We start from the raw sequence: 25,161 nt of genomic DNA, 5'->3' as shown, positions 1-25,161 counted from the left end.
CGCCACAGCTACACATTAATCGAGAGGTAACATTATGCGCATAGTTAATTTGAAAATATCTTCCTATGAAATCAATGACGCCATCATGTCAGATCATAAAAGTGATACCCTCAGTATACCTTGTGACTCTGATACTGAGTTTTGTATGCAATTAGATGGCTGGGATGAAAATACCAGTATTCCTGCACTCATCAATGAGAAACCCGTTCTGTTATACCGTCATCGTTATGACAAAGATAATCATCATTGGGTGATGAGAGTGGCTTAATTGATGAAATCACTATTAGGTGGGCTACAAACAACAGGCAAAAAAAGAGGCCTGGTAGATTCCGATTACCGGGCCTTGGGAAATGGCTCTGGCAGAGCCGTGCGCTAAAAATTGCCATTGAGACGTAACAAAGTACAATTTAATACTAGCTTGCTAAACGCACTCTTACCATACTAATTATCAATTATTTTACATATTATTAACACAATTTATTTCTTAATATTCCAATATCGAGCTATTTGATTGATAGGTACACCCTATATCGATGATAAGTACAACCTTTCAACTTTTTGTTGATAATAAAAAATGCCACAAGTTATAAGCATAATCGCCTATAACCTATGGCATTGTTCTTCTTTAATAAAGATGAGGTTACGAGTTGTTACACAGCTTCTTTGCCGCTAATTTGAGTGGTTCTACGCGCTCTTCCGCGCTTTTTTCCGTCTCAATTGGCTTTAATAAAATATCGATCGGCTGTGCTTTGATCTCTTTTTTCTCCATTTGAGCCTGTGCCACATCATTGAGTGGGTACTGCATGAGTGTGGCAGGGTTGATAACAATCAGTGCACCATTACTTCTACATTCCAGCATCACTTCTTCTCGGGTAAATGGCCAATCATCACCAAACTGCTTTTTACTTACTGTCTCAATGGGTGCCGCAGCCACCGTAAAGCTAGTACTTGCCAGTAATAAAGAACACAGCGCTAATTTCAGTTTCATACAACTTACCTTGTTAAAACATCAAGTTCACTATCAGGTGATTATACAGGTTGATAGGTCGCAAAAATAGCAACGGCTAAAATTGCCGTAGTACCTAACAGTAGCTCAATCCAACTATTGATAATCAAATACTGTAACCGCCCTTTTCTTTTAATATTCGGGACCAGTATATAGCGGTTCACTAAGGCTAAAATGACCATTAGTGCAACTAAGCTGATTTTTAACCAAAGCCACGATTGGTATTCTGAACCGGTATAATTAAACGGCCAGTTTGGCAGTAATGTCATCGAGCTGATTATGCCTGTCACCACAACAATAACGACAGCAACGTGCCCTACACGAGAAAAACGGATCAAACTAGCAAAAATTTGCTTATCTAAGCCTGGCGCTAATTCTTTTTTATCTCGCAAGAACTGAATGCAAATCAAAAACGGCCATAATCCGCCAAACCAATAGGCTGAACTTATAAGATGAAGAAATTGATTTAAACGGTTTAACGCCCCAATGACACCACCATACATCGCGGCATGGCCAATCAAGGCATGTAAACCGAGGAGCACAATAGAAAGTAGTAATAACAGATAAAGCCGGATATTTTGTGAACGGATAAAAATCACACCTAATGTGATGACAGCAAACACCAATTCCCAACGCCAAACCAGCCCAAACGTTGTGCCAAATACACTTGACCAAATATCAAAGTCTAGTGCTTCTTCCCAGCCATCCCCCATCAGCCCAGCTTGGGCAGCCATCCAGCCAAAGGCTGTAACCACAGTGACTACTGCACTAAAGATAATCGCTCGATTAAGATAGCGACGAAGGATTTGACTAAAAGCACCCACACTTAATATCGCTGCGAATATTGACATTCCACACATCAACATCGCAGCAATAAAATGGGAAAAGCGTATAACTGTATAAAATGCCTCTAAAGACATGATTATTTCACAGTAAAGCTATATTCGCCTTTCGTTTTATGACCATCAACGGATACCACACTCCAATTTACATCATACTTTCCTGCTTCTAATTTGCTTTCAATTGGAATGATAACCTTGGTGTCATTGTTTGAATCTAACGCAGGCTTGCCTGTTTTCACGACGCTGTCATTAGGCCCCGTCACTTTCACTTTTGCAAAATTAATCTCAATACCTTCAGAGAAATTAAGGGTGATTGATTCAGGAGCCTTTTCAACCGCCGCACCTTCTGCTGGTAGTTGATCTTTTAAGTGCGCATGAGCGAATGCCTGTTGAAATGACATACCTAAAAATAGGACTGCAACAGCACTCAATTTACGCCAAGATGATTTGATTTGATAGATTGCCATAATTAGTAACCCCTTAATTTGCAGGTGAATTTGGATTATTTAGCAATCATTATACGAAAGAAACAAGCTTTCGCTGCCAAAAAATGAATTTGGCTGTTGAAGATGTGATTATCAACACAAAATGAAAAGAAAAAGGCTCATGAGCATTGAAATTAATCACTACAAATCATGAACCTATTGATGTTTTATATTAAACGTGGGCGGATGTAGACATATTTTTTAAATCTTTATCCAATAGGAATAGCGCTTTGCCACTTTCACCGACCATATCCAATTTGTCTAAGATTGATTTGAACAATTTCTCTTCTTCGTGTTGTTCAGCAACATACCACTGTAAGAAGTTAAATGTGGAATAATCTTGGGTAGTGATGGCTAAATGAGCCAGTTTATTAATTTCCGCAGTAATTTGTTGCTCGTGCTGATAAGTCAGCGTAAATACATCACCGATTGATTTAAAATCAACAGGAGGCGCGGCGATTTGACCTAATTTTGGCAGTGCACCAGTATCGCTAAGATAGTCAAATAAACGCTGCATATGCTCCATTTCTTCTTGAGAATGTGCTTTTAAAAATGCCGCAGCACCTTCAAAACCTTTATCGCTACACCATGCGCTCATCTGTAAATATAAATTCGCAGAATAAAACTCGAGGTTTAACTGCTCATTTAATTTATTGATCATGTCATTCGTTAACATATTTTCTTTCCTTAGTTATCAAGATTAATGCTTTTATTATGCACATTCTAAAAATAATTAAAACCCTAAAACAATAATAAAACAAAAAAATACAATTTACTGATAATTAATAACTTTTTGTAAAATTAATAATAATCAATCTCATTATCCTTAGTGGTATTTACTTGTGTTTTAATGAAAAAAATTATCATTGTTATTTAATAAAATAATACATTCTCATTATAATCAATAGTTGAGTTATTAAATATAATCTTACGTGAAAATAATTATTTCTCTCAATCAATTCAAAATATTATTTCCCTATATTTACGCCATAAGTAACGAGGCAGCTAGTGATTTTTTCCGATAAATTGCTACACTACCCCCTCTACATTGAAGTGATTGAGAGTGGATATGAGTCATAACCTTGCATTGTTACCCAAAGACGAAATGGATAAAGTCAATGTTGACCTACAAGCCTCGGGGGTTGCCTTTAAAGAGCGCTATAATGTTGCCGTGATCGCAGAAGCTGTCGAGCAGGAGCAACCTGAGCACCTTAGAGCCTATTTTCGTGAACGGTTAGCCCACTACCGCCAGCTTTCACAACATTTTTCTCGTCTACCCTACGAGCCCAAAAATCGCTAAATATGATTTTTAGGCACGAATAACTAAAAAGGAGAAGCATCACTTCTCCTTTTTAGGACATCGCTACAAATCGAGATAGATTATTTTACAGAGTGATATGTAATAGTGGATTTTTCACAATCAACAGTCACATTATATTGCAGATCTTGCTTAGAGCCTCTGACTGTTAATGGCACTTGGTAACCCGTCTCTGTTTTCGTCACATCTTGATTATTAACCCATGCGACGGCTTTTTTACCAACTAATGCCTTTTCTTCTGCCCAACGTGGCAAACGATTATTCATAAAATCGTTTTTAACTTGTGCAGCAATTTGAGGCTCTGCCAATTTTCCACAACTAATAAACGGAGCCGCTTTACCTTCTTCTTGGTTGGCGCTGAATGCAATCGAACTAAATAACAGTGCACAGCCACCTAAAGCAAAACCAATTTTCTTACCAGCCTTCATGCTTCCTCCGATCCCTATAAAAATGTTGGGTAACAAATTATATCAGTGACCATAGTTAATTTTATACGACATTTATCTAATATAACTAAAATAGTAGAAATAATTATAAACTGCCAGAATGGTATGACTTAACTAATATGTATCAGATTTTAGCATAAATGTTAATAGTTTGTTTTGTTAACGTTCATTTTCTTCATCAAAACGTACTTGGATCTGCTCTTTATCTTTGTATCTTTCACGGATTTCCTGTGCAACGAGCGCAATCGCTTCTCCGCTACTCATCCCATCAGCCATTAATTGGTGGATACGTTCAACCGCTTCTTGCTGTTGTTGATGATTAAGCGCTGGCATACCTGAAAACATGTCAAAACCCCTTCTTAACTGGTTAGTTTTAAATCGTGCGGAGAGAAAATAAAAAATTTTAGCTTAATTTTAACAGCTCTTGGCTTCTTAAGATAAGATATATGCTAATCTGGTTATCAGTTCTTTTTTATCGACTTAGCGTTTAGTATATACAAATGGTTATCAATAAAATACAACTCCCCTATTATCCTGATGTTGCTATTGACTATTTTACGCCACTAGCCCATCAACCTTGGTCAATGCTGCTCCATTCAGGCAATGCCGAGCATTCGCATAACAGATACGATATTGTTGTGGCTGATCCTATTGCAACGCTAACTACTATTGGCGATAAAACGACGATCACCCACCCGCACTCGGTTGAGAGTTCAGACGCAGACCCATTTAACCTCCTTCAACAAACTATTGAACACTACGCCCCTGACCATGCTAGTGATGATACGCTTCCTTTCACTGGCGGTGCTCTCGGCATTTGGAGCTACGATTTAGGTCGTCGTATCGAAAAAATGCCACACATAGCGACTACGGATTTATCGTTTCCAGATATGGCCGTTGGGATATATCAATGGGCGTTGATTGTCGATAATCAAGAAAAAACGGTCACCTTATTCAGTTATTCTGATACCAATAAACGCCTTGATTGGTTGAAGAAACAAAAAGCTTCACGTAAAACCAAGTTCGCCCTTACCAGTTCATGGCATTCAAATATGTCACAAGAGCAGTATCACGAGAAAATCGGCCAAATACATGAATACTTGCGTAGCGGTGATTGCTATCAAATAAATCTAGCGCAGCGTTTTCAAGCAAAATATAAGGGTAATGAATGGGATGCATTTTTATTATTAACCCGAGCAAATCGCGCCCCTTTCTCTTCTTTCATTCGTCTTCCTAATAATGCGGTGATCAGCATCTCGCCTGAACGCTTTATTCAGTTACAAGATGGTGAGATACAAACACGTCCAATCAAAGGCACACTACCTCGTTTAGAGGATGAACACGCCGATGCCATGCAAGTCGAAAAATTGGCGAATTCCCCTAAAGATCGTGCTGAAAACTTGATGATTGTCGATTTACTCCGTAATGATATTGGTCGAGTTGCACAACCAGGAACAGTCAAGGTCCCTGAATTATTCGCTGTCGAAGCCTTCCCAGCGGTTTATCACTTAGTTAGCACAATTACTGCAACACTTGATAAACCCTATACGGCAACAGATCTTCTGCGTGCAAGTTTCCCGGGAGGCTCAATTACTGGTGCCCCTAAAATTCGGGCGATGCAAATCATTGAAGAGCTTGAACCTCATCGTCGTCATGGCTATTGTGGCGCTATAGGCTATATTAGTTTTTGTGGCAAAATGGATACCAACATTACCATCCGTACACTGTTAACAGATAAAAAACGGATTTTTTGCTGGGCTGGCGGTGGTATTGTGGCAGATAGCCAAGCGGATAAAGAGTATCAAGAAACCTTTGATAAGTTACGGCTGATATTACCCGTGTTAGGAGAAGTAGAGCACGATGACTGAACTGAATGAGTTTATAAACCGCTTTCAGTTTACCCTGCCAGTGACTCGCCGAACTCAACGGACGGCGAGCAAATCTGCTGCCGTTCTTCTGCCTATTATCAATAAAACCACTCCCACATTATTATTAACGCAGCGTTCCCCTTTTTTGCGTTCACATGCTGGACAAGTGGCTTTCCCAGGAGGGGCACGTGACCCTGAAGATGGCTCTCTAGTGACTACCGCGCTGCGAGAAGCCTATGAAGAAGTGGCTATTCCCCCAGAGAAAGTCCAAGTACTTGGGCAACTCTCGCCACAACAAAGTATTGGCGGTTACGAAGTCACCCCAATCGTCGGCCTGCTCCCCGAAGGCATTAATTATCGCCCTAATCCTAGTGAAGTCGCCTCTGTATTCGAGGTTCCGCTATTTGATGCGCTGTCACTGAATCAACATAAATATGTTGATATCAAACGTGCTGGTCAAAGTAACCGTATTTTCTTCTATTGGCATAACGGACATCTCGTTTGGGGTCTCACTGCTGCCATCCTTCATCAGCTAGCTCTGCAACTCAAGTAGTCATTTTGTGCCGTAATTGAATACATTTTGTGCTATTCTGTAGCAATTGGCCTTTTGTTACTACCTTATTTTAAAAAATAATTTAAACTTACTGGTTAACACTACTAAATAACAGTAAAGTAGCGCCCTTTAAAATAAATCACTAAATATCTACTTTTTTTAAGGAGTCCTGCGTGATAAGCGTATTCGACATGTTTAAAGTGGGCATAGGTCCTTCAAGCTCTCATACCGTCGGCCCAATGAAGGCGGGAAAAGAATTTGTCGATGATTTGGTAAGCAAACAATTATTACCAAGCGTCACACGCATTGCGGTCGACGTTTATGGCTCTCTTTCACTCACTGGAAAAGGCCACCATACTGATATTGCAATCATTATGGGCCTTGCTGGCAATTTACCTGCTACTGTTGATATCGAATCTATTCCTGGCTTTATTGAAAACGTTGAAAAGACTGAAAAGCTACCCTTAGCTAACGGCACTCACACGGTAGATTTCCCACGGGAAGGTGGAATGAACTTCCGCCTAGATAATCTGCCTTTACATGAAAATGGTATGACTATCCATGCCTTTGCAGGCGAAGAAGAAATTTATACCAAAACTTACTACTCAATTGGTGGCGGTTTTATTGTTGATGAGGAACATTTTGGTCAATCTGTTCTGGATAGTAAACCCGTTTCCTACCCATTTAACTCAGCAGAAGAACTTTTGCTTCACTGCAAAAAAACGGGGTTATCCATCTCTAGCTTGATGATGAAGAATGAGCTTGACCTTCACACGAAAGAAGAGATCGATGCCTATTTTGCCGATGTGTGGAAAACCATGCAGGCTTGTATTGAACGCGGGTTAAATACCGAGGGAGTTCTACCGGGGCCACTGCGCGTACCTCGTCGTGCGCCAGCATTGAACCGTCTTGTCACATCATCAAGCAAACTGTCCAATGACCCGATGAATGTCGTTGATCTCATTAATATGTTTGCATTAGCGGTTAACGAAGAAAATGCGGCAGGTGGTCGCGTTGTTACTGCCCCAACCAACGGTGCCTGTGGTATCGTTCCTGCGGTTTTGGCTTATTACGACCACTGCATTGAGCCTGTTACGCCGGAATTATACACACGTTATTTCCTTGCATCGGGGGCTATTGGTATTCTTTATAAAATGAATGCGTCTATCTCTGGTGCGGAAGTGGGTTGCCAAGGCGAAGTTGGTGTTGCTTGCTCAATGGCAGCGGCAGGTCTTGCTGAATTGTTTGGTGGAAGCCCTGAACAAGTTTGTGTTGCCGCTGAAATCGGTATGGAACACAACCTTGGTTTAACCTGTGACCCTGTTGCAGGACAAGTTCAAGTACCTTGTATTGAGCGTAATGCGATTGCATCCGTCAAAGCCGTCAACGCAACGCGTATGGCACTCCGCCGTACGAGTGAGCCACGTGTTTCTCTCGATAAAGTGATTGAAACGATGTACGAGACGGGCAAAGACATGAATGCCAAATACCGCGAAACTTCTCGCGGAGGTTTAGCAATAAAAGTCCAATGTGACTAGGGTCTTTATTCACTAGTCATTAATTGAATCACTTCACCGATGCCGCGTATTTTACTTTGATTAAACACGCGGCATTTTTTATCAAGTATTGTTGATTATTATCTGACTTAATTGTTTAGGGTGATCTTTAATACGTCATTTTTCGCCTACTTGGCTTTTCTATTTTTAATTTGTAACAAAAACTTAATTAGATCGTTACTTAAATCCCTTGTTTACAAAACAAACGTTTTTCAGAACTTCCTACTGCTGAAACGTGTCATTTTTCGTCTATTTTTTGCTCAACATTTTAAATCCCTTACTCTTTTTGCTATTTTTTTGTTACCGATAACAGTCACATACACTGTTTTTGTCATATATATAGTTTATTTATTTAATAAAACCAATATACTCAGACAATATATGTATTTTATTTAAAATAAAATACATGTTTTTAATTTTCTGACGCAAAACAAGTTTTTACACTAATGCGAAATGTTATGCTACGGATATTGACTCTAATGGTTAGCAAATTAACAGTTTTCTAACTGAATAAAATAGAGTGAATTTATTCAGCTAAAATTATCAATATCATTTTCTATTAGGAGGTTTAATTAAGCTGATTCAATTTTGACCTGATTTACAAATTCCGTTCTATATCTGTTAAGAGGGAAATCAAGTGAGTATAGCTATTATGATTGGTACACACGGTGTGGCGGCAGAGCAGCTTCTACGAACCACCGAAATGTTGATAGGCGAGCAAGAAAATGTCTCGTTTATTGACTTTGTACCAGGGGAAAACGCAGACACCCTATTTGATAAGTACACCGCAAAACTAGCTGATTTAGATACCTCCCAGGGGGTAATATTTTTAGTTGATACATGGGGAGGTAGTCCCTTTAACGCAGCTAGCCGTATCGTAAACGAGCATGAAAACTATGAAATAGTCACTGGCGTTAATGTGCCTATGTTAGTTGAAACTTTTATGTGTCGTGACGATAACCCTTCAATAGACGAATTAATCTCCGTTGCTTTAGAAACAGGCCGTGGTGGTATTCGGGCACTGAAATTTAAAGAGCCAGAAGCCGCTGCTACTCCATCCCCAGCCCCCGTTCAACAACCTGCTCCAGTACAAACAGTCACTGCTGGCCCTGGCGAACATATGGTGATTGCACTTGCGCGTATTGATGACCGATTAATCCATGGTCAAGTAGCTACACGCTGTACAAAAGAAACTCGCGTTAAACGCATTATTGTCGTCAGCGATGAGGTGGCAAAAGATCAGGTACGTTCAACATTACTAAAACAAGTTGCTCCTCCTGGCGTAACAGCACATGTCGTTGATATTGCTAAGTGTATTCGTGTTTATAACAACCCAAAATACGCAGGCGAACGCGTCATGTTATTGTTCACAAACCCAACGGATGTACAACGTTTGGTTGAAGCTGGTGTTGATATCACCTCTGTCAATATCGGTGGTATGGCGTTCCATGAAGGAAAAACTCAAGTTACGAATGCGGTTTCTATCAACCAAAAAGATATTGAAGCGTTCAACTATCTGAATGATAAAAATATTGAATTAGAAGTACGAAAAGTCGCTTCTGACAGCAAAGTTCAGATGATGGATTTGATTAAAAAATTTAAAAATTAGTCTTAGTTAAACCGTTAATATTATTTAATTTTAACCATTACTCGAAAACAGATTTACCAAACTTGTTTGGTTACAGGAGATTAAACAATGGAACTCACCGTTGTTCAAATAGTACTGGTTTTCATCGTGGCCTGTATCGCTGGTATGGGTTCTATTCTCGATGAATTCCAGTTCCATCGCCCACTCGTTGCCTGTACGCTTGTCGGTATCGTTTTGGGAGATATGAAAACCGGTATCATCATCGGTGGTACGCTGGAAATGATCGCATTAGGTTGGATGAACATTGGGGCTGCTGTCGCACCTGATGCCGCACTTGCATCAATTATTTCAACCATTCTGGTCATTGCTGGTGGACAAAATATCGGAGCTGGTATCGCCATCGCAATTCCACTGGCGGCGGCTGGACAAGTCCTTACCATTATTGTGCGTACCGTTACCGTTGCATTCCAACATGCTGCTGACCGTGCTGCCGTCAGTGGTAATTTAACTGCTATCAGTTGGATCCATGTTTCTGCATTATTACTTCAAGCAATGCGTATTGCGATCCCAGCGCTTATCGTTGCAGTTTCTGTTGGTACCTCTGAGGTAAGAGAACTACTGGATTCAATTCCACAGGTCGTTACTGATGGCCTGAACATTGCTGGTGGTATGATCGTTGTTGTCGGTTATGCAATGGTTATCAATATGATGCGTGCAGGCTATCTAATGCCATTCTTCTACTTAGGCTTTGTTACTGCGGCATTTACCGAATTTAACCTTGTTGCGCTGGGTGTGATCGGTGCGGTTATGGCTATCCTGTATATCCAACTCAGCCCGAAATACAATAAATCTCAAGTTGTTGTCGCACAAAATAATAGCAACAACAACCTTGATAATGAATTAGACTAGGAGGAGCGCAACCATGGTAGATACAACAAATCCAACAGCGAAAAAGCTTACACAAAGCGATATTCGCGGCGTCTTCTTGCGTTCTAACTTGTTACAAGGTTCTTGGAACTTTGAACGTATGCAAGCGCTGGGCTTCTGTTATTCAATGGTTCCGGTGATCCGTCGCCTGTATCCTGAAAATAACGATGAGCGTAAACAAGCAATCAAACGCCATCTTGAGTTCTTTAACACCCACCCTTACGTTGCTGCGCCTGTTTTAGGTGTCACCATGGCAATGGAAGAGCAACGAGCGAATGGTGCAGATATTGATGATGGTGCCATCAACGGTATTAAGGTGGGTTTAATGGGACCTCTTGCCGGGGTTGGTGACCCAATCTTCTGGGGTACTGTTCGTCCTGTATTTGCAGCCCTAGGCGCCGGTATTGCAATGACTGGTAACCTACTCGGCCCAATCCTCTTCTTTGTTCTATTCAACCTTGTTCGCCTATTAACGCTCTACTATGGCGTTGCGTATGGCTATAAAAAAGGGGTTGATATTGTTCAAGATATCGGTGGCGGATTCTTACAAAAACTGACTGAAGGTGCATCAATACTGGGGCTATTTGTTATGGGTGCCTTGGTGAATAAATGGACCAAGGTCAACATTCCCGTCGTTGTTTCCAATATTGAGAACCCAACTACAAAAGTTATGGAAATCAAAACCATTCAAGATATTTTGAATGATTTGATGCCTGGTTTAGTTCCATTATTACTAACTTTTGCATGTATGTGGCTACTTCGCCGTAAAGTTAACCCACTGTGGATCATCATTGGCTTCTTTGGCCTTGGTATCTTAGGTGCTTGGTTGAAGTTCTTAGCACCATAATTTGCTGTAATAAACTGAAATGGGAGGTTGCAGCCTCCCATTTTTACTTTTAAGCTCTCTAGCACGTTTACTTAGCCAAGGGCACTGAAAATGACCTTAAATGATTTCATACTAGCCATTATTATTTTACTGATGCTGCTGTATGCAATTTACGATGAGTTTATTCAACATTTACTTAAGGGAAAAACCCTACTCAAAATTAACCTCAGACGTAAACATCGTGTCGATGCAATTATCTTTATTGTCTTAATCTGTATCGTTATTTATACCAATATTTCACGACACGGTAGTATGTTAACCACTTATTTATTAATGGTTACAATTTTAATGTCAGTCTATTTGGCTTTTATTCGAGCACCAAAGCTATTTTTTAAACAAACAGGTTTTTATTTTGCAAACACATTTATATTGTACGACAGAATAAAAACAATGAATTTATCAGAAGACGGAATTCTAATTATCGGATTAGAGCATAAGAAAATCCACATTCAAGTTTCTCAACTTGATGATTTACAAAGAATATATGAATTTTTCATTAATCATAAATAATGGTTATATATATTCACATTAAGATTGAGGTTAATAACAAATTTAATTAACCTCAACTTTTTTATTTCTGCAAATGAAAATTATTCTCAATAAATTTTAATATCCACATAAAATTAAGTGTTGCCTTTCAATTAATTTATGATATCTTTCGAACCACGTCATTGGGGAGTAGCCTGTTCTGGAAATATATCCAGAATGTCCGTATCAACATACTCGTTTGTTTTTTAAACGTGGTGCGGACGCCATCTTGGTTGGCAAGACCATAGACACATGAATAAGCCTTTTGGTTGGGGGTAATTCATGTGTATATGGATGCACCCAACCGAGGTTTATATTATGAGCTTTTACGCTACGCTTATTTTAGCACTCGCCCTTTCCATGGACGCATTTGCTGTCGCTATCTGTAAAGGTGCTGTTCTGCACAAACCCCGCTTTAAAGAGATCCTCCGCACTGGTTTTATTTTCGGTATTATTGAAGCACTCACCCCAATTATAGGCTGGGGAATTGGTATTCTCGCAAGCCAATATGTTATTCGTTGGGATCATTGGATTGCTTTTGGCCTGCTCTTCATTCTTGGCTCTCGTATGATTTGGCAAGGTATTAAAGCCAAAAGCGATGATGACTGCTGCACACCGCCTTCACGCAACAGCTCTCTTAGCTTAGTACTTTCTGCTATTGCCACTAGTCTTGATGCAATGGCTATCGGACTTGGTCTTGCATTTTTACAAGTTGATATTGTGCATACCGCAATGACAATTGGCCTCATGACCATGATCATGGCCACGGTAGGTATGATGATTGGTCGTTATGTGGGGCCACTATTAGGAAAAAAAGCAGAAATTATCGGTGGGATAGTATTAATCGCTATTGGCTTTAATATCCTCTTCGAACATCTCGAAGTATTTATGTACAGCGCATAATTTATACCCCCCTACTGAACTGGTAGGGGGAGTAATCTCATTTTGTTAATCAATAAGTTGATACACCCGTATCAGAAAATCAGCCGTATAATCTTTTGGTTCTGACTGTTGTAATGTATTTTTAACATCCACAGAAGCTCGCCATGCAAAAGGGGTCATTTGTAATAATGCAAATGCTTCATCCCCTGTTAAGTGCATTGAGTACTTTAAATTGGTTTCATCCACTAATTTAAATTGCGGCAAGGCTTCTTCTTTAATTGGATGTAATTTAACCTCACTATAAATCAACTGTTTCAATTCCTGTAAGTGTTCAGGAGCTGGTGTTACAGTAATCAATATTCCCGAACGTTGCAGAACTCTAGCTAATTCTTCCGCTTTGCAAGGTGCATAAATACGAACAATTGCATCAATACTTTGTTCAGGGAAAGGCAAACGGTGACTAGAGGCAACACAAAAATTGACTGATGGATAGCGTTTTGCTGCATAACGAATAGCGGCTTTTGATACATCTAACCCAAAAACAGCTTTAATTGCCCGCTGTTTTATTAAGCTTTGCATAAAATAGTCAGTGTAATACCCTTCTCCACAACCAATATCTAATACATTTTCACTCTGCTCAGAAAGGTATTGCGCTAATTTCTCAGTCACACATTGACGCATTGGATCATAATGACCTGCATTTAAAAATTGCCGCCGAGACTGCATCATTTCGGCACTGTCACCAGGATCCTTAGAACGCTTATGTTGTACTGGCAGTAAGTTCACATAACCTTCTTTTGCACGATCAAATTGATGGTTATTGGAACACTGCCAACTATTATTATTCAACTTTAAAGGACTAAAACACAGGGGGCATTGATAGCTCATAACAGGTATATCTTGATAAATAAAAAGCAGTATACCATATAGATTCAGCGCCACGGGCTGTATATTTCCCATGGCACTGAGACTGGATTGACATTAGTGGTGGCTCATTAACCTTTAGTAGAGTCTGGAGTCTTTTTCTTTACTGGTTGATTATGAGCTTTGCTGTTGCTCGATGAATGCGATTGGCTACTTTGCTGTGTTTTCACCGTAGGCGATGTTTTCCCCTCTTTTGCTGTACCTGCAGCGAGTGCCGAACCCGAAATGGCTAATGACAATACCGTCGCAATTGCTAATAACTTTTTCATTCTAAATACCTTCAAATTTATGTATACAAGGATGTTCTTGCGATATCAATAAATCATACTTTTTAAATACACTACAATAGGAAAAACTTAAAGATTTATAAATTTTTTATAGGTTATTTATGAGGTAATATTTATGCGATTTGTTGATGTTCTATTTACTTTATTAACAATGAGTCTAATGATAGAAAATTCCTTTTAGTGATAACTTTATTTTCTTTACCTATTCATTTTTATTAAAAAATAACATCAATTACTCATTGATTTATTTATCAAACAAAAACAATAAGATAACAAAAGGCGAGACACTCATAAAAACCAATTGAATTTATTTATTGAGTAATATCATGATAAAGAAGCCATTTTAACGCTTCAAAGTAAATATAAAAAACCACATAACACAAATTACAACATTTTAAATTATCCGATAGGCAAAAAATCAAAAAAAATCGTCATCTATTGGCTGTGAAATATCAATGAAAGCTCAACAAGGAGTCAATCTATTTTTTATTTTCCAAATTAGCTCTTTTTACATATAAAAACGATCGCTTGTTTTAATTGAGCGATCGTTTCATATTTATTAAGTATATTATTTGTTTAGATAGTTATTAATTGCATTAAAAACTAATGAGGCTTCTAACGGCTGCCCATCTTCTGCTGGATGAGCAACTGGCCATGTGGACCACTGAACAATGACTAGCTGCTCTTTTGGATTGACCACAATAATTTGCCCAAAAATTCCCAATGCCCACAATGTATTGTTCCCATCTAGGCCCTCTTTAGGTTGTGCATTTTTTGCGGAACGCTATTGTTCCACCATTCAAAGCCATAGATCCCTTCTGGGTAACTTGGATTCACCGAGTTTTTCGCTTGTACCCAGCTTTTAGACTCATTCACCCAATTATCCGGTAATGATTTGTGACCATCTGGCAAGACTCCATTCCCTGCAAAAAATAGCCCAAACTTACCCCAATCCTCTAACGTGGCATTAAAACCATGTGCCCCTGTATTATGTTTATTTAATTCATAGCTTTGCCATACCCCGTCACTCGTCATACCAAAAGGTTGCCATATCTTATTTTCGAGATATTGTGCTATCGATACACCCGTTGCTTTTTCAAGTGTATCCCCTAATAACCACGCACCGCCTGAATTGTATTGCCACACTTCCCCAGCTTTTGCATAGGATTTTCGTTTAGGATTGATAACTAACTGTTGCACACACTCATAGATTTTCGGGTTTGCTTCACACTCGGTCATTTTGGCAAAATCTGAGTTTAGGTTTTCATAATCTTCCCCCCACTCAACCCCAGAGGTGTGTTGTAACAACTGCCTTATTGTCACATCTTCCCAAGCGGTTCCTTTAACACTTGGATTGTATTTAACGATGGCATCGTCTAATGAGGCTATTTTACCTTCCTGTAGTGCTATCCCAACTAGAGTTGAAACAACTGATTTTCCGACCGAGCGCGAGGTCCATAACGTTTTTGGCGTGTTTCCTTTACCATAATATTCAAAGACGACTTTTCCCTGTTTTATCACCATTAACGCGGTAACATCATTACGCTTAATATAGTCATCAAGGTTATATGTCATCCCTTTCAATTGGTAAGTGACATCAACTAAGTTTTGAATTTCTCTTTCTAGCGGTTTGGGATTAATTGCATGGAATACATCTCCGGGGTAAGAGCGGTAATCATTACGAAAACCAAGCAATCGTTCATTTTGATCCCATGTCAGCATGTCTTTAACATTTGGGTAGTGACTATCAACAGGCTGAGGGCATTGCGATAAAGCAGGCACATGACATTCGTTGTCAGTTTGATTTGCATAACCATAGAGCGATGTAAAGAATAAAGCCGAGAATAAACATACATTTACTTTGTATTTTTTCATAGGGTGACCTTTTATAATAATAACAACTAGCTCTTTTTATTGTCATTAATATCTTAGCGTTGGATTTTATTATCGCTATCGACCAAAAAGACGAAGGGATACGGCTCTTTTATGGGATTACTTTTAATCTTCAGCAGTACTTTGGTGATTAAGTTGTTTATTAATCTGATTTCTGATTTGATAACACAGAAATTTATTATGTAACTGGGGGCTTAATGGAAATTAGACTCGCTGTACCATCTGAAGCCGAACAACTTTGGTTTATCAGAAATAACGCGATTCGTCACTCTTGTAAACAAAGCGTTAGCCATAGTGTGATTATGGCGTGGACGCCAGACAAAATGCCAGAAAGCTATCGAACTATGGTGGAAGAAAATCCATTTTTTGTGGTTGTTAATGAGCTTAGTATTCCAATCGCCACAGGTTTCTTAAACCTTAAACAGCACAGTGTTGATGCTATTTTTACTTTACCTGAATATTCAGGTTTAGGCGCAGCCCGTTTAATTATGGACAGGATCAAACAAGAAGCTAAATCCCGTCATATCAAACAACTCACTTTAGAATCGACACCTAATGCCAAACGGTTTTATCAAAAACAAGGGTTTATTTCTCAAAACAAAGGCCAATATTATTCTGCATTAGCTCAAAGCTATCTTCCTTGTATTAATATGACCTTATCGCTTTAGCAACCTATTTCAGCCGTTTAATGATGACTAAACGGCTTTATAATTTAAAAATCAGCAAATTCAGGAATGGCTTTTCTTCCATGTGATTCAAGAAAATCCAATACCCTGCGGGGAGTGACATTTAAGATCTGCTCTTGGGGAAAATCAATCGCGGTTAACATCTCAACCACTTTATCAAAATTACCTAAATATCCCGCATAATGTGAATCAGAGCCCAATGAAACCCAGCCACCCGCTTCTTTCACTGCTTTAGCTATTGCCAGACAATTTGATTCACTGCCAACGCGAGAATGCAAAAATGATGAGTTATTCATTTCCAATGCGACATTACACTCTTTTGCTGCTTGAGCAACCGCACGAATATCAATCGGGTATTTAGGGTTCCCCGGATGCGTAATAATGTGTACTTTGCCGCTTTGAATTGTGGCAATCATCGCTTCTGTATTATCTGCCTGACTTTGTGGTGCAAGAACTGGTTCATGAAAGCCCGCTAAGATAATATCTAATTGCCTGTTCATTTTTTCATTACAGTCGATTTCACCTTGCTTATTTTTAATATTCGCTTCAATACCGTAGAGCAAACCAACGCCATTCACAATACGTGGCAAAATAGGCATATTGGCAAAATGCCACTGATGTGGAGCATCGTCCATTTCAGGGCCATGATCTGTAATGGCAAACAGTTTTATCCCTCTACGTGCTGCCTCGGAAAAATACTCATTAACCGTGCTATAGGCATGTGTGCTGGCAATAGTATGCGCATGCAAATCAACTTGATACATATGCTACCCTTCTAATTCTATTGTGTGCCTTCCGACACTATCAAATAATCAAATGATCATTCAAGCTAACATATCAAGATGTTATTACGATAGCGATGCCATAACTCATATTTTAATGGATACGCCAATATCAGCAGTGACACGCCTAAATAACAAATAAAAAGAGCGAATATCTACTCGCTCTCTTTTCCTACTGCAATGCTATCTTTAATCGACAAGAATACGTTTGTTGGTCGCTCCCCAAAGAATTGACATTTCAGTAAATAATGCTCCACTGATATCTTCAACCTCTTCGGCAGTGATTTCACCATTACCTTGTTTACCAAAGAAAACAACTTCATCTCCGGGTTGGACTTGCTTTAAGTCAGTCACATCGACCATCACGGTATTCATTGATGTTTTTCCTAATACAGGCACCGTCTGCCCATTAATTAATGCGTGCCCCGCATTGCTGAATACTCGGCGGTAGCCGTCAGCATAACCGACAGGAATATTAGCCAATACAGAGTCACGTTTTAGCGTATAGGTTCTGTCATAACCGACCGTGTTTCCTTTAGGGTAATGATTCACCGAGGCAATATTCGATTTTAATGTCATGACACGCTTATAGTCTTTCGTTGCTACCGTGTCACCATAGAAAATACCGCCAACACGCACCATATCAAGCCATGACTCAGGTACAGTGATGGTTGCATAGGTATTCGCCACATGCAAAATGACATCTTCACGCTTCAATCCAGTTACATCAAGGACTTGTTGTGACTGCTTTTTAAACTTCGCTAAATCTTTGCGGATTTGAGCCTCATCTTCTTCAGGGTAATGCGACATGATGCCAACAACTTTTAGCTGAGGTAATTGAGCAATCATTTTTGCGTCATTGAGGCCTTGCGCATGACTCACTTCTAGCCCATTACGTGACATTCCCGCTGAATTCAACGCTAAATGGATTGGTATTACTTTATTTTGCTTTTTACCAATATCATTTAAACGCTGTGCCATATCGAGATTACCGATAAGCTCTTCAACGTCATAGGCTGTTGCTTGTGCCATTTCTTGTTCAGTGGCATTACGCACTCTCATCAAACGGCCTTTGAAACCTAACTCTCTGACTTGTTTAAATTCTTGATTATTTGTTAAGCCAATACATTGCACATTATTTTCAATCATCAGAGGCGTTACCAGCGTCAAATCATGACCATACGCATCCCCTTTCAATACAGCACAAAGCGATGACTTATCCCCCAGCAACGCCTGCACTTTTTTAATATTGAAATCGAGTGCACTACGAGAAATTTCTATCCAAGAATTATTCACAATAATGGGTTGGACTTGTGCGTCAGGGATCGCTTTGGTGTTGGTGTTTGCAGGTTGCTGGCAAGCTGTTGCGACCAATAGAGGAAGTAAAGCAAGATATCTCAACCGAAATGACATCTTTTATATCCTTAGTAATCAATGAAATAGATTCTCCAATAAATTATTTTTATAATTATGGAGAGTGAAAATATACATTTGATGCATATAGGATAGAAATAATATCAAGTTGAATATTTTGAACAAGCAATTAATGCAGTAAAAGTGAATAATTAATTATTTTGATTAAGGGTAAATAATAACCAAGACATTCAACAAAACAAACATAACCATTTGATAAATTTACATTAAAAAAGGTTTTCCTATCGGCATTAGCTAAAAGTACGTTTCTATGACGCGCATACAAACCCGATTAATCATGCTATTTATCAACGTTATTTAGCCCATCATGGAAGTAACGTATTTAGTCACTTCCATAAAGCGAGCTTTACATCTAGTTATTTTGACGAATTGACAATATTAGTTAACTTTGTCAACATCCAAATAAGATTATCTAATAGTGTCAAATTTGCATTAGCCTATATGGAGCGTGGATGTGCCAATAAAGATGCACCAAGAAGAAATTAATCAACGACAAACGCATATTTTACAATCTGCTCGTTGGTGCTTCTTAAATTTTGGATTTAAAAAAACCTCACTTGAGGATATTGCGAACAGAGCCCATCTTTCTCGTACACTGTTATACAAACATTTTAAAGATAAAGAGCAAATTTTTATCAACGTATTTGTTGAATGGTTGGTATCAAGGCAACCTAGCGCCAAAAAAGTGGCTCACTCACAACGCTCCTCACAAGAGCGTTTAATGCAAGTTAGCCAATTACTGATCCTCGAACCTTGGGCTGACAGGATAGGCGCACCGATGGGTGCAGAATTTTATGATATCTGTGAGCAGCTTGCCCCTAGTATTGTGCAGCAGCACCAGCAATTTATCCTGCAATGTGTTGCAGTCATTTTACAAGATGAGATGTCAGCAAAGGTCTTTTTATTGGCATTAAATGGTCAACTTGCAGATAACCCAACCACCACCGAATTATTTCAACGCACAAAAATACTCGTTGACTGTTTTACAGCTCCCGTTTCGATTTGTTAAAAAATCAGTCAATCACCATCATGTAGTAAGTTGTTTTCCATATTGAAATTAAGAGCGCGGGGCTTTTTTAGTGCTCATATATTAAGGAGAATTACATGAAAAAGAACCTATTCGGTGCCACCTCCACCGCTGATGACGTTTTAAATAACATCGATTTAAGTCATAAACGTATTCTCGTTACAGGAACTTCTTCTGGTCTTGGCGTTGAAATTGCTAGAGCATTAACCGCACGTGGCGCTCATGTTATTGGTACCGTTCGCCATACTGCTAAAAGTGAAAAGCAAGCTCACGCTATTCGTGGCGCTAACCCACAAGGCAGTTTCGAGCTCGTTGAATTAGATCTTTCATCGCTTGCCTCTGTACGCACATGCTCTGACAACCTACTCGCAGCCGGAAAACCAATTGATATTATCATTAATAACGCTGGTGTGATGGCGACACCATTTGGTCATACTGCCGATGGTTTTGAAACTCAGTTTGGTATTAACCACTTAGGTCATTTTGTACTTGTTAATCGCCTAATACCTTTATTAAATTCAGGCTCTCGTGTTATTAGCGTTTCCTCAGCAGGACACCGTTTATTCGATTTTGATATTAACGATCTTAATTTCTCCTATACTGACTATCAGCCACAACTTGCCTATAGTCGTTCAAAGACTGCCAACATTTTATTTGCTGTTGAATTTGACCGCCGTTATCGCAATCTGGGTATTCGCGCTTGCGCTATTCACCCCGGTAATATTGCTACTAACTTGAGCCGCAATATGTCAGCTGAAGATCAAGCCGAAATTGGCACCATGATCAATTCACTTAACCAGCAAGCCGGTTTATCCAGTTTAGAAACTAAAACAATCCCACAAGGTGCAGCAACCACCGTATGGGCTGCTGCCATCGCTGATGCGGATGAAATTGGTGGTCAATATTGCGAAGATTGCCAAGTTGCACAAGTTAATGATGGACCGGGTTTTTTCGGTCTTCGCACTTATGCTATCGACCCACAACTTGCCAAAGCATTATGGCTAAAAAGCGAACAAATGGTTGGTGAAACATTTCCTCAGAATAGTTCACTGCCGATAACTTAATTACCCCTTTGCACGGTAAAAGTTATCTAGTCCATCCGCCCCTTTTCAATTAAGGGGCTTTCAAGCGTGTTTGCCTTTACGCGGTTTATCAACAACAAATAAACTAATCTTTATAAAGTTCCATTTTAGTTACTTTAAATGAGTATTTTTATGCTAAAGCTCTTTTTTGGTTACACTACCAGCAACCTTTACTTAATAAAAATAAAGTACCATAATAGTTACATTATCAGTTATTTTTGCATTTAAAGTCACCAAATAGGGTCTTTATATGAATAATAAAATAAATGCTATTGCACTTGCAGAGCAACTTGGAGAACGATTAAAACAGGCTCGCTTGAATCAAAACCTAATGCAATCTGAGGTCGCAGAATTTGCTGGTGTCGCACGTAAAACAGTTATCAATGCTGAGAAAGGTAAAGCGCAACTAGAAATTTTTATCGCTATCATGCAGGCTTTAAATTTAACGGAGCAACTTGATTTATTTTTACCTGCACAACCTATTTCACCTATACAACTAGCTAAATTACAAGGAAAAAAGCGCCAAAGAGCATCTGGTCAGCGACAAGAGAATGAAGAGGAGCACATTGAATGGTAATGGAAGTTATTAATGTCAATTATCATAATCAAACCATCGGTGCACTCAGTTTGGATACAGAGAGAAAGATTGGTGCTTTTGAATACGAACCCAGTTTTCTCAAAAAAGGGATTGAACTATCCCCTTTAAAAATGCCTTTGTCTTCAACAATATTTCGCTTCCCAGAATTAGACTTTAACACCTTTAAAGGCTTTTCTGGTTTAATCGCAGACTCCCTACCCGATGACTTCGGTAATGCAGTCATCGATGAAACGATTGAACATGTCTCGAAATGGCCAACGTTAGCGAAGGAATGGGATGTGCCAAAGTCATTAATCGACGAGGTAAACGCGAATTTAAGGTTGAACATTTAATAAGGCGGCAATCACTTTCCGACCATTCGATTAATACTTCTTCACGCGTAAAAACCATCTATCCATACTCTCTCTCTTAGCTAACGCTTTGTATTTTATCGCCTCTTTAATGATGCTTAGCCTTGTTCTTAATCACCTAATAAAAAATTCAATCTTCAATTATCTTACGCCTAGTAAATTGACATTACGACATCATGATGTCATGATTAACGAATGAAAATTGAACAAGAACACTCACCACTTTATGCTCAAGTCCAAGCGGCTTTAGCAGCTGACATCTCTACCGGTATTTTACCCCCCGGTAGTCAGCTCCCATCCGAAGAACAATTGGTCGAAAGGTTCAATGTCAGCCGAACGACTATCCGTAAGGCTATTGAAAACCTAGTTTCTCGTGGGCAAGTCGAAATCCGAAGAGGCAAAGGCACTTTCGTCACAGAGCCTAAAATCACACAAGAGTTGACCGAATTGACAGGCTTTGTTGAAGATATGTTGGCTCTAGGCCGTACACCAACGGCTCGTTTGCTCGGAACACAGGTCGTGCCCGCTAAAGCCGATGTCGCTAAGCAGCTTTCAGTTTCCACAGGCAGCTTGGTGATGCAAATTAAACGCGTCCGTCTAGCCGATGGTGTCGCAATGTCTTTTGATGAGACGTACCTACCACAGGAGATTGGTGAAAAGATCACTACGCATAACCTTGATGTTGAGCCAATTTTTTCTCTACTGGAAGATAAATATCACTTACCACTGACCGAAGCAGAATATCGACTTGAAGCGGTTACCGCTTCTGCTGAAGTCGCACAGGCTCTCAATATTCAGCCGGGGGGTGCTGTCTTTATGATTGAACGTACATCCTATACTCATGGGCATCGCCCTATTGATTACGAAAAACTCTATTACCGTGGCGATCTAATTCGTTTTGTGACTCGCTTGGTTCGACGTCCACGTGACCGTTCATGATAGGGAAATTAAGTCATGGGATCTTTATGGCTAGTTTTAGCTGCGTTTAGCGCAAGCGCCCTTGGCGGTGTATTAGGTATGGCAAGTGGTATCTTTATTGTACCCATCCTGATATTCATCTTTGGTATTGATATTCATATTGCGATCGGAGCAAGTCTTATTTCTGTGATTGCTTGCTCATGTGTGAGTGCTGCTCCCTTTCTTAAAAGACGCCTTGCAAATGTAAGATTGGCCATCGTTCTTGAAACGGCTACGACGATTGGAGCATTAACGGGTGTGTTTCTTATCGGAATAATTTCAACGCCAGTGTTATATGGGCTATTCGCTATTATTCTTGGGCTTTCTGCTAAACAAATGTTGACTCGAAGGCATCAAACACATCATGTCACTTCTCCACCTACAAGCTGGGCAAGTCGATTACAATTACACGCCAGCTACCCTGATCATGTCGGAAAAGAAGTCAGTTATCAAATAGGGCATTTACCACTCGGTATGTTACTTATGTACGGTGCAGGTTTACTTTCCGCACTACTCGGTATTGGTTCTGGTGTTCTTAAAATTCCTGCGATGGATTCTGCTTTACGACTCCCTCTTAAAGTTTCTTCTGCCACATCAAACTTTATGATCGGTGTTACTGCGACTGCCAGTGCCTGCGCTTATTTTGTTCGTGGTGATATCGATATTGATATTGCGGGGCCTATCACTTTAGGCTCGGTTATTGGTGCGCTCATTGGCGCGCGCTTACTGATGTGGTTACCAGCGGAAAAATTGCGGATCTTTTTCGTCATCATTCTCGCACTATTGGCAGTTCAAATGCTGTTAAGTGCTTTTGATATCCAACTTTTGGTTGAGTCTGTGTAGAATGAAGAAGCTCACAAGAAATATAGAAATACGGGATCAACTTATTGCGAATTTGCTCTGGTATGGTACATGGTTTGCGACAGTACTGATAGCCATCGGCGTTATTATCAATGCACTTGCTGCCTATTTCCCATTATCATTCGGCGGTTATCCCATCATAAAAATAGGTATTATTTTATTTATATTTCTTCCTGTTGCTCGAGTCATACTCATGCTAGTGCTATTTTTACGTGAGCACGATTATCTCTACGCTACGATTGCTTGTTTTGTTCTATGTACAATAGCGGCAGGTGTATTTATTGAAATAGACCTCCCCTAGCCTGACGTGTTGTCTATTCTTCTTGGATCACAAAAGTTTATACGTCTGTTTTAGAGCCTTCTCTGTAGAAAATAAGGAACATTATTCACCAGATGGAAAAACTAGCCCAGATGGGAGTTTAGCGTACTTTAGCAATAACTAATCATAATCCTAAAGCAAATTCATTATATGTTTGATAAAAAGGAAACTCTCTATCCTGAATTTCAAAGAATAAAATGAAACGGTTCTATTTATATTTTTTGTTATTATTTTCAATATCATTACATGCTAATGAGCAATGCGATCTTATCGCTTCTATATATGGTGCTGAAGCTGGATTTAATTACCAAACAATGGTAGTCAAAGACGGAAGTAGAGCTTATTTTTATTCTGCACCGGATAAGAATTGCCGATTAGCAACATTTATTATTTCAGGTGATCAAGTAGAAGTCTTCCGTGAAATTGGTGAAATAAAGGGTGTAGAGTATTTATATATTCGTTATCGAGATATAAATAATCAATTTGTCACAGGATGGGTACAAGCACAATTTTTTCAAAGTCTGAAAAGTAAAATCACAACCTCTAAAAAGTGTGCGAATATAAAAGAACAACAAATCGGTATTAGTTTTCCTGTAAAGAATAATCACTATCAAATTATCGGTAATAAAAAAGCGAATTTTTACTCAGCACCTGATGACTCATGCATCGTTGACGACGTATTTGTTATCCCTGGAGACCAAGTTTCAGGTCAAGAAGATGCTGAAGGTACATTTATTCTTGTTAATTATTATACATCAACGGGTGAAATTGTTAGAGGATGGATAAAAAAAGAGCGGTTATGGCAGTTAAATCATGGTGACAGTTATCGCAATGATATTAATCCATCCAGCCTTGATTTAGCGATTAGAGTTGTTTCGCTCTGGATGAATGTAGAATATTCCTGCCACTTTTATGAAGGTATAAATGATAATAATAGGTTTCGTTTATTAGTACGTGAAGATCACCAGTCGTCGCGCTGTCGAGGGGGAGGTGCTGATCCAGAAACCACTCCCGTTGTCGCTTATTTTGATATTGATAAAATAACAGGTGAAGTCGACTTTGATGGGCTAAACAAT

General features: G+C 39.3%; 29 protein-coding genes, 1 pseudogene and 1 riboswitch. Of the genes and pseudogenes, 19 read left to right on the top strand and 11 right to left on the bottom strand.

The window, feature by feature from the left end; all coding sequences use genetic code 11:
• Positions 1-34: 34 nt before the first annotated feature.
• On the top strand, positions 35-268 hold the full coding sequence (locus PR833_RS14410; protein ID WP_004920410.1) for a DUF1480 family protein: 234 nt from the start codon (positions 35-37) through the stop codon (positions 266-268).
• 372 nt (positions 269-640) lie between these two features.
• Here the strand turns inward: PR833_RS14410 and PR833_RS14405 are convergent, their stop codons facing one another.
• The 4 genes from PR833_RS14405 to ftnA form a co-directional block, all read right to left on the bottom strand.
• A complete protein-coding gene (locus tag PR833_RS14405; RefSeq protein ID WP_040133206.1) occupies positions 641-988 on the bottom strand; it encodes a DUF2511 domain-containing protein in 348 nt (115 codons plus the stop codon).
• Between the two features lie 41 nt (positions 989-1,029).
• Positions 1,030-1,926 carry a copper homeostasis membrane protein CopD gene (gene copD / locus PR833_RS14400; RefSeq protein WP_004920413.1) on the bottom strand — a complete coding sequence of 299 codons (897 nt, stop codon included), beginning with the start codon at positions 1,924-1,926 and terminating at the stop codon, positions 1,030-1,032.
• Between the two features lie 2 nt (positions 1,927-1,928).
• Entirely contained in the window at positions 1,929-2,315 is a 387-nt protein-coding gene (gene copC, locus PR833_RS14395; RefSeq protein WP_004920415.1) for a copper homeostasis periplasmic binding protein CopC, read from the bottom strand.
• A gap of 190 nt (positions 2,316-2,505) precedes the next feature.
• Positions 2,506-3,009, bottom strand: coding sequence for a non-heme ferritin (gene ftnA / locus PR833_RS14390; RefSeq protein ID WP_004920416.1), 504 nt, complete (start codon positions 3,007-3,009; stop codon positions 2,506-2,508).
• A 393-nt stretch (positions 3,010-3,402) separates the two neighbouring features.
• Between ftnA and PR833_RS14385 the strand changes: the two genes are divergently transcribed.
• A complete protein-coding gene (locus tag PR833_RS14385) occupies positions 3,403-3,633 on the top strand; it encodes a DNA polymerase III subunit theta (RefSeq protein WP_014656087.1) in 231 nt (76 codons plus the stop codon).
• A gap of 80 nt (positions 3,634-3,713) precedes the next feature.
• On the opposite strand, the gene yebF is transcribed toward PR833_RS14385, so the two are convergent.
• Entirely contained in the window at positions 3,714-4,079 is a 366-nt protein-coding gene (yebF, locus tag PR833_RS14380; protein WP_004920419.1) for a protein YebF, read from the bottom strand.
• Between the two features lie 177 nt (positions 4,080-4,256).
• Positions 4,257-4,442, bottom strand: a complete 186-nt coding sequence (locus PR833_RS14375; RefSeq protein WP_004920422.1) for a YoaH family protein — start codon at positions 4,440-4,442, stop codon at positions 4,257-4,259.
• A gap of 155 nt (positions 4,443-4,597) precedes the next feature.
• On the opposite strand from PR833_RS14375, the gene pabB reads away from it, so the two are divergent.
• The 8 genes from pabB to mntP all read left to right on the top strand — a co-directional run bounded on the left by pabB (position 4,598) and on the right by mntP (position 12,906).
• On the top strand, positions 4,598-5,965 hold the full coding sequence (gene pabB, locus PR833_RS14370) for an aminodeoxychorismate synthase component 1 (RefSeq protein WP_104873517.1): 1,368 nt from the start codon (positions 4,598-4,600) through the stop codon (positions 5,963-5,965).
• Positions 5,958-6,518, top strand: a complete 561-nt coding sequence (locus PR833_RS14365; RefSeq protein WP_104873518.1) for a CoA pyrophosphatase — start codon at positions 5,958-5,960, stop codon at positions 6,516-6,518. The genes pabB and PR833_RS14365 overlap by 8 nt, the downstream gene beginning before the upstream one ends.
• Before the next feature lie 173 nt (positions 6,519-6,691).
• Complete coding sequence (locus tag PR833_RS14360) at positions 6,692-8,056, top strand: L-serine ammonia-lyase (RefSeq protein ID WP_014656089.1); 1,365 nt, start codon at positions 6,692-6,694, stop codon at positions 8,054-8,056.
• A 655-nt stretch (positions 8,057-8,711) separates the two neighbouring features.
• On the top strand, positions 8,712-9,683 hold the full coding sequence (manX, locus tag PR833_RS14355; protein WP_272526266.1) for a PTS mannose transporter subunit IIAB: 972 nt from the start codon (positions 8,712-8,714) through the stop codon (positions 9,681-9,683).
• An 87-nt stretch (positions 9,684-9,770) separates the two neighbouring features.
• Positions 9,771-10,571 carry a PTS mannose/fructose/sorbose transporter subunit IIC gene (locus PR833_RS14350; protein WP_004920443.1) on the top strand — a complete coding sequence of 267 codons (801 nt, stop codon included), beginning with the start codon at positions 9,771-9,773 and terminating at the stop codon, positions 10,569-10,571.
• Positions 10,572-10,584: 13 nt separating this feature from the next.
• Positions 10,585-11,436: a PTS mannose transporter subunit IID gene (locus tag PR833_RS14345; RefSeq protein WP_004920447.1), complete on the top strand. Its 852-nt coding sequence runs from the start codon at positions 10,585-10,587 to the stop codon at positions 11,434-11,436.
• Positions 11,437-11,526: 90 nt separating this feature from the next.
• The gene (locus PR833_RS14340) at positions 11,527-11,985 is read left to right on the top strand and encodes a DUF986 family protein (protein WP_004920450.1); all 459 of its coding nucleotides are present in this window, start codon (positions 11,527-11,529) and stop codon (positions 11,983-11,985) included.
• A 151-nt stretch (positions 11,986-12,136) separates the two neighbouring features.
• A riboswitch (yybP-ykoY riboswitch) is annotated at positions 12,137-12,315 on the top strand.
• A 6-nt stretch (positions 12,316-12,321) separates the two neighbouring features.
• Positions 12,322-12,906, top strand: coding sequence for a manganese efflux pump MntP (mntP, locus tag PR833_RS14335; RefSeq protein ID WP_014656091.1), 585 nt, complete (start codon positions 12,322-12,324; stop codon positions 12,904-12,906).
• 45 nt (positions 12,907-12,951) lie between these two features.
• On the opposite strand, the gene rlmA is transcribed toward mntP, so the two are convergent.
• The 3 genes and pseudogenes from rlmA to PR833_RS14315 all read right to left on the bottom strand — a co-directional run bounded on the left by rlmA (position 12,952) and on the right by PR833_RS14315 (position 15,971).
• Complete coding sequence (gene rlmA / locus PR833_RS14330) at positions 12,952-13,773, bottom strand: 23S rRNA (guanine(745)-N(1))-methyltransferase (protein WP_040133482.1); 822 nt, start codon at positions 13,771-13,773, stop codon at positions 12,952-12,954.
• Between the two features lie 107 nt (positions 13,774-13,880).
• Positions 13,881-14,078, bottom strand: a complete 198-nt coding sequence (locus PR833_RS14325; RefSeq protein WP_004920458.1) for a hypothetical protein — start codon at positions 14,076-14,078, stop codon at positions 13,881-13,883.
• Between the two features lie 586 nt (positions 14,079-14,664).
• Positions 14,665-15,971: pseudogene (locus PR833_RS14315) on the bottom strand (serine hydrolase domain-containing protein).
• 215 nt (positions 15,972-16,186) lie between these two features.
• Here PR833_RS14315 and PR833_RS14310 point away from each other — a divergent pair.
• The gene (locus PR833_RS14310; protein WP_272526262.1) at positions 16,187-16,657 is read left to right on the top strand and encodes a GNAT family N-acetyltransferase; all 471 of its coding nucleotides are present in this window, start codon (positions 16,187-16,189) and stop codon (positions 16,655-16,657) included.
• Positions 16,658-16,701: 44 nt separating this feature from the next.
• Here PR833_RS14310 and PR833_RS14305 read toward each other — a convergent pair whose 3' ends face one another.
• Both PR833_RS14305 and alr read right to left on the bottom strand, forming a co-directional pair.
• Complete coding sequence (locus tag PR833_RS14305; RefSeq protein WP_036940444.1) at positions 16,702-17,439, bottom strand: phosphatase; 738 nt, start codon at positions 17,437-17,439, stop codon at positions 16,702-16,704.
• Positions 17,440-17,646: 207 nt separating this feature from the next.
• Positions 17,647-18,870 (bottom strand): alanine racemase, encoded by a 1,224-nt coding sequence (gene alr / locus PR833_RS14300; RefSeq protein ID WP_004920471.1) that lies wholly within the window; start codon positions 18,868-18,870, stop codon positions 17,647-17,649.
• A gap of 475 nt (positions 18,871-19,345) precedes the next feature.
• Here alr and PR833_RS14295 point away from each other — a divergent pair, with 475 nt between their 5' ends.
• The 8 genes from PR833_RS14295 to PR833_RS14260 all read left to right on the top strand — a co-directional run.
• The gene (locus PR833_RS14295; RefSeq protein WP_272526260.1) at positions 19,346-19,900 is read left to right on the top strand and encodes a TetR/AcrR family transcriptional regulator; all 555 of its coding nucleotides are present in this window, start codon (positions 19,346-19,348) and stop codon (positions 19,898-19,900) included.
• A 95-nt stretch (positions 19,901-19,995) separates the two neighbouring features.
• Complete coding sequence (locus PR833_RS14290) at positions 19,996-20,982, top strand: SDR family NAD(P)-dependent oxidoreductase (RefSeq protein ID WP_272526258.1); 987 nt, start codon at positions 19,996-19,998, stop codon at positions 20,980-20,982.
• Between the two features lie 268 nt (positions 20,983-21,250).
• On the top strand, positions 21,251-21,577 hold the full coding sequence (locus tag PR833_RS14285; protein ID WP_272526257.1) for a helix-turn-helix transcriptional regulator: 327 nt from the start codon (positions 21,251-21,253) through the stop codon (positions 21,575-21,577).
• A complete protein-coding gene (locus PR833_RS14280) occupies positions 21,571-21,930 on the top strand; it encodes a HipA N-terminal domain-containing protein (protein WP_036940456.1) in 360 nt (119 codons plus the stop codon). The genes PR833_RS14285 and PR833_RS14280 overlap by 7 nt, the downstream gene beginning before the upstream one ends.
• A 213-nt stretch (positions 21,931-22,143) precedes the next feature.
• Positions 22,144-22,887 carry a GntR family transcriptional regulator gene (locus PR833_RS14275; RefSeq protein ID WP_150375571.1) on the top strand — a complete coding sequence of 248 codons (744 nt, stop codon included), beginning with the start codon at positions 22,144-22,146 and terminating at the stop codon, positions 22,885-22,887.
• Between the two features lie 15 nt (positions 22,888-22,902).
• On the top strand, positions 22,903-23,748 hold the full coding sequence (locus PR833_RS14270) for a sulfite exporter TauE/SafE family protein (RefSeq protein ID WP_060561059.1): 846 nt from the start codon (positions 22,903-22,905) through the stop codon (positions 23,746-23,748).
• 1 nt (position 23,749) lies between these two features.
• On the top strand, positions 23,750-24,067 hold the full coding sequence (locus PR833_RS14265) for a DUF1634 domain-containing protein (protein WP_004920497.1): 318 nt from the start codon (positions 23,750-23,752) through the stop codon (positions 24,065-24,067).
• A 215-nt stretch (positions 24,068-24,282) separates the two neighbouring features.
• Positions 24,283-25,161 (top strand): hypothetical protein (locus PR833_RS14260; RefSeq protein ID WP_272526254.1); only part of this gene is annotated, 879 nt, incomplete at its 3' end.

The sequence above is a fragment of the Providencia sp. PROV189 genome (genome assembly GCF_028480065.1).
GTDB lineage: Bacteria > Pseudomonadota > Gammaproteobacteria > Enterobacterales > Enterobacteriaceae > Providencia > Providencia stuartii.
This window is presented reverse-complemented; position numbering and strand designations above follow the sequence as displayed.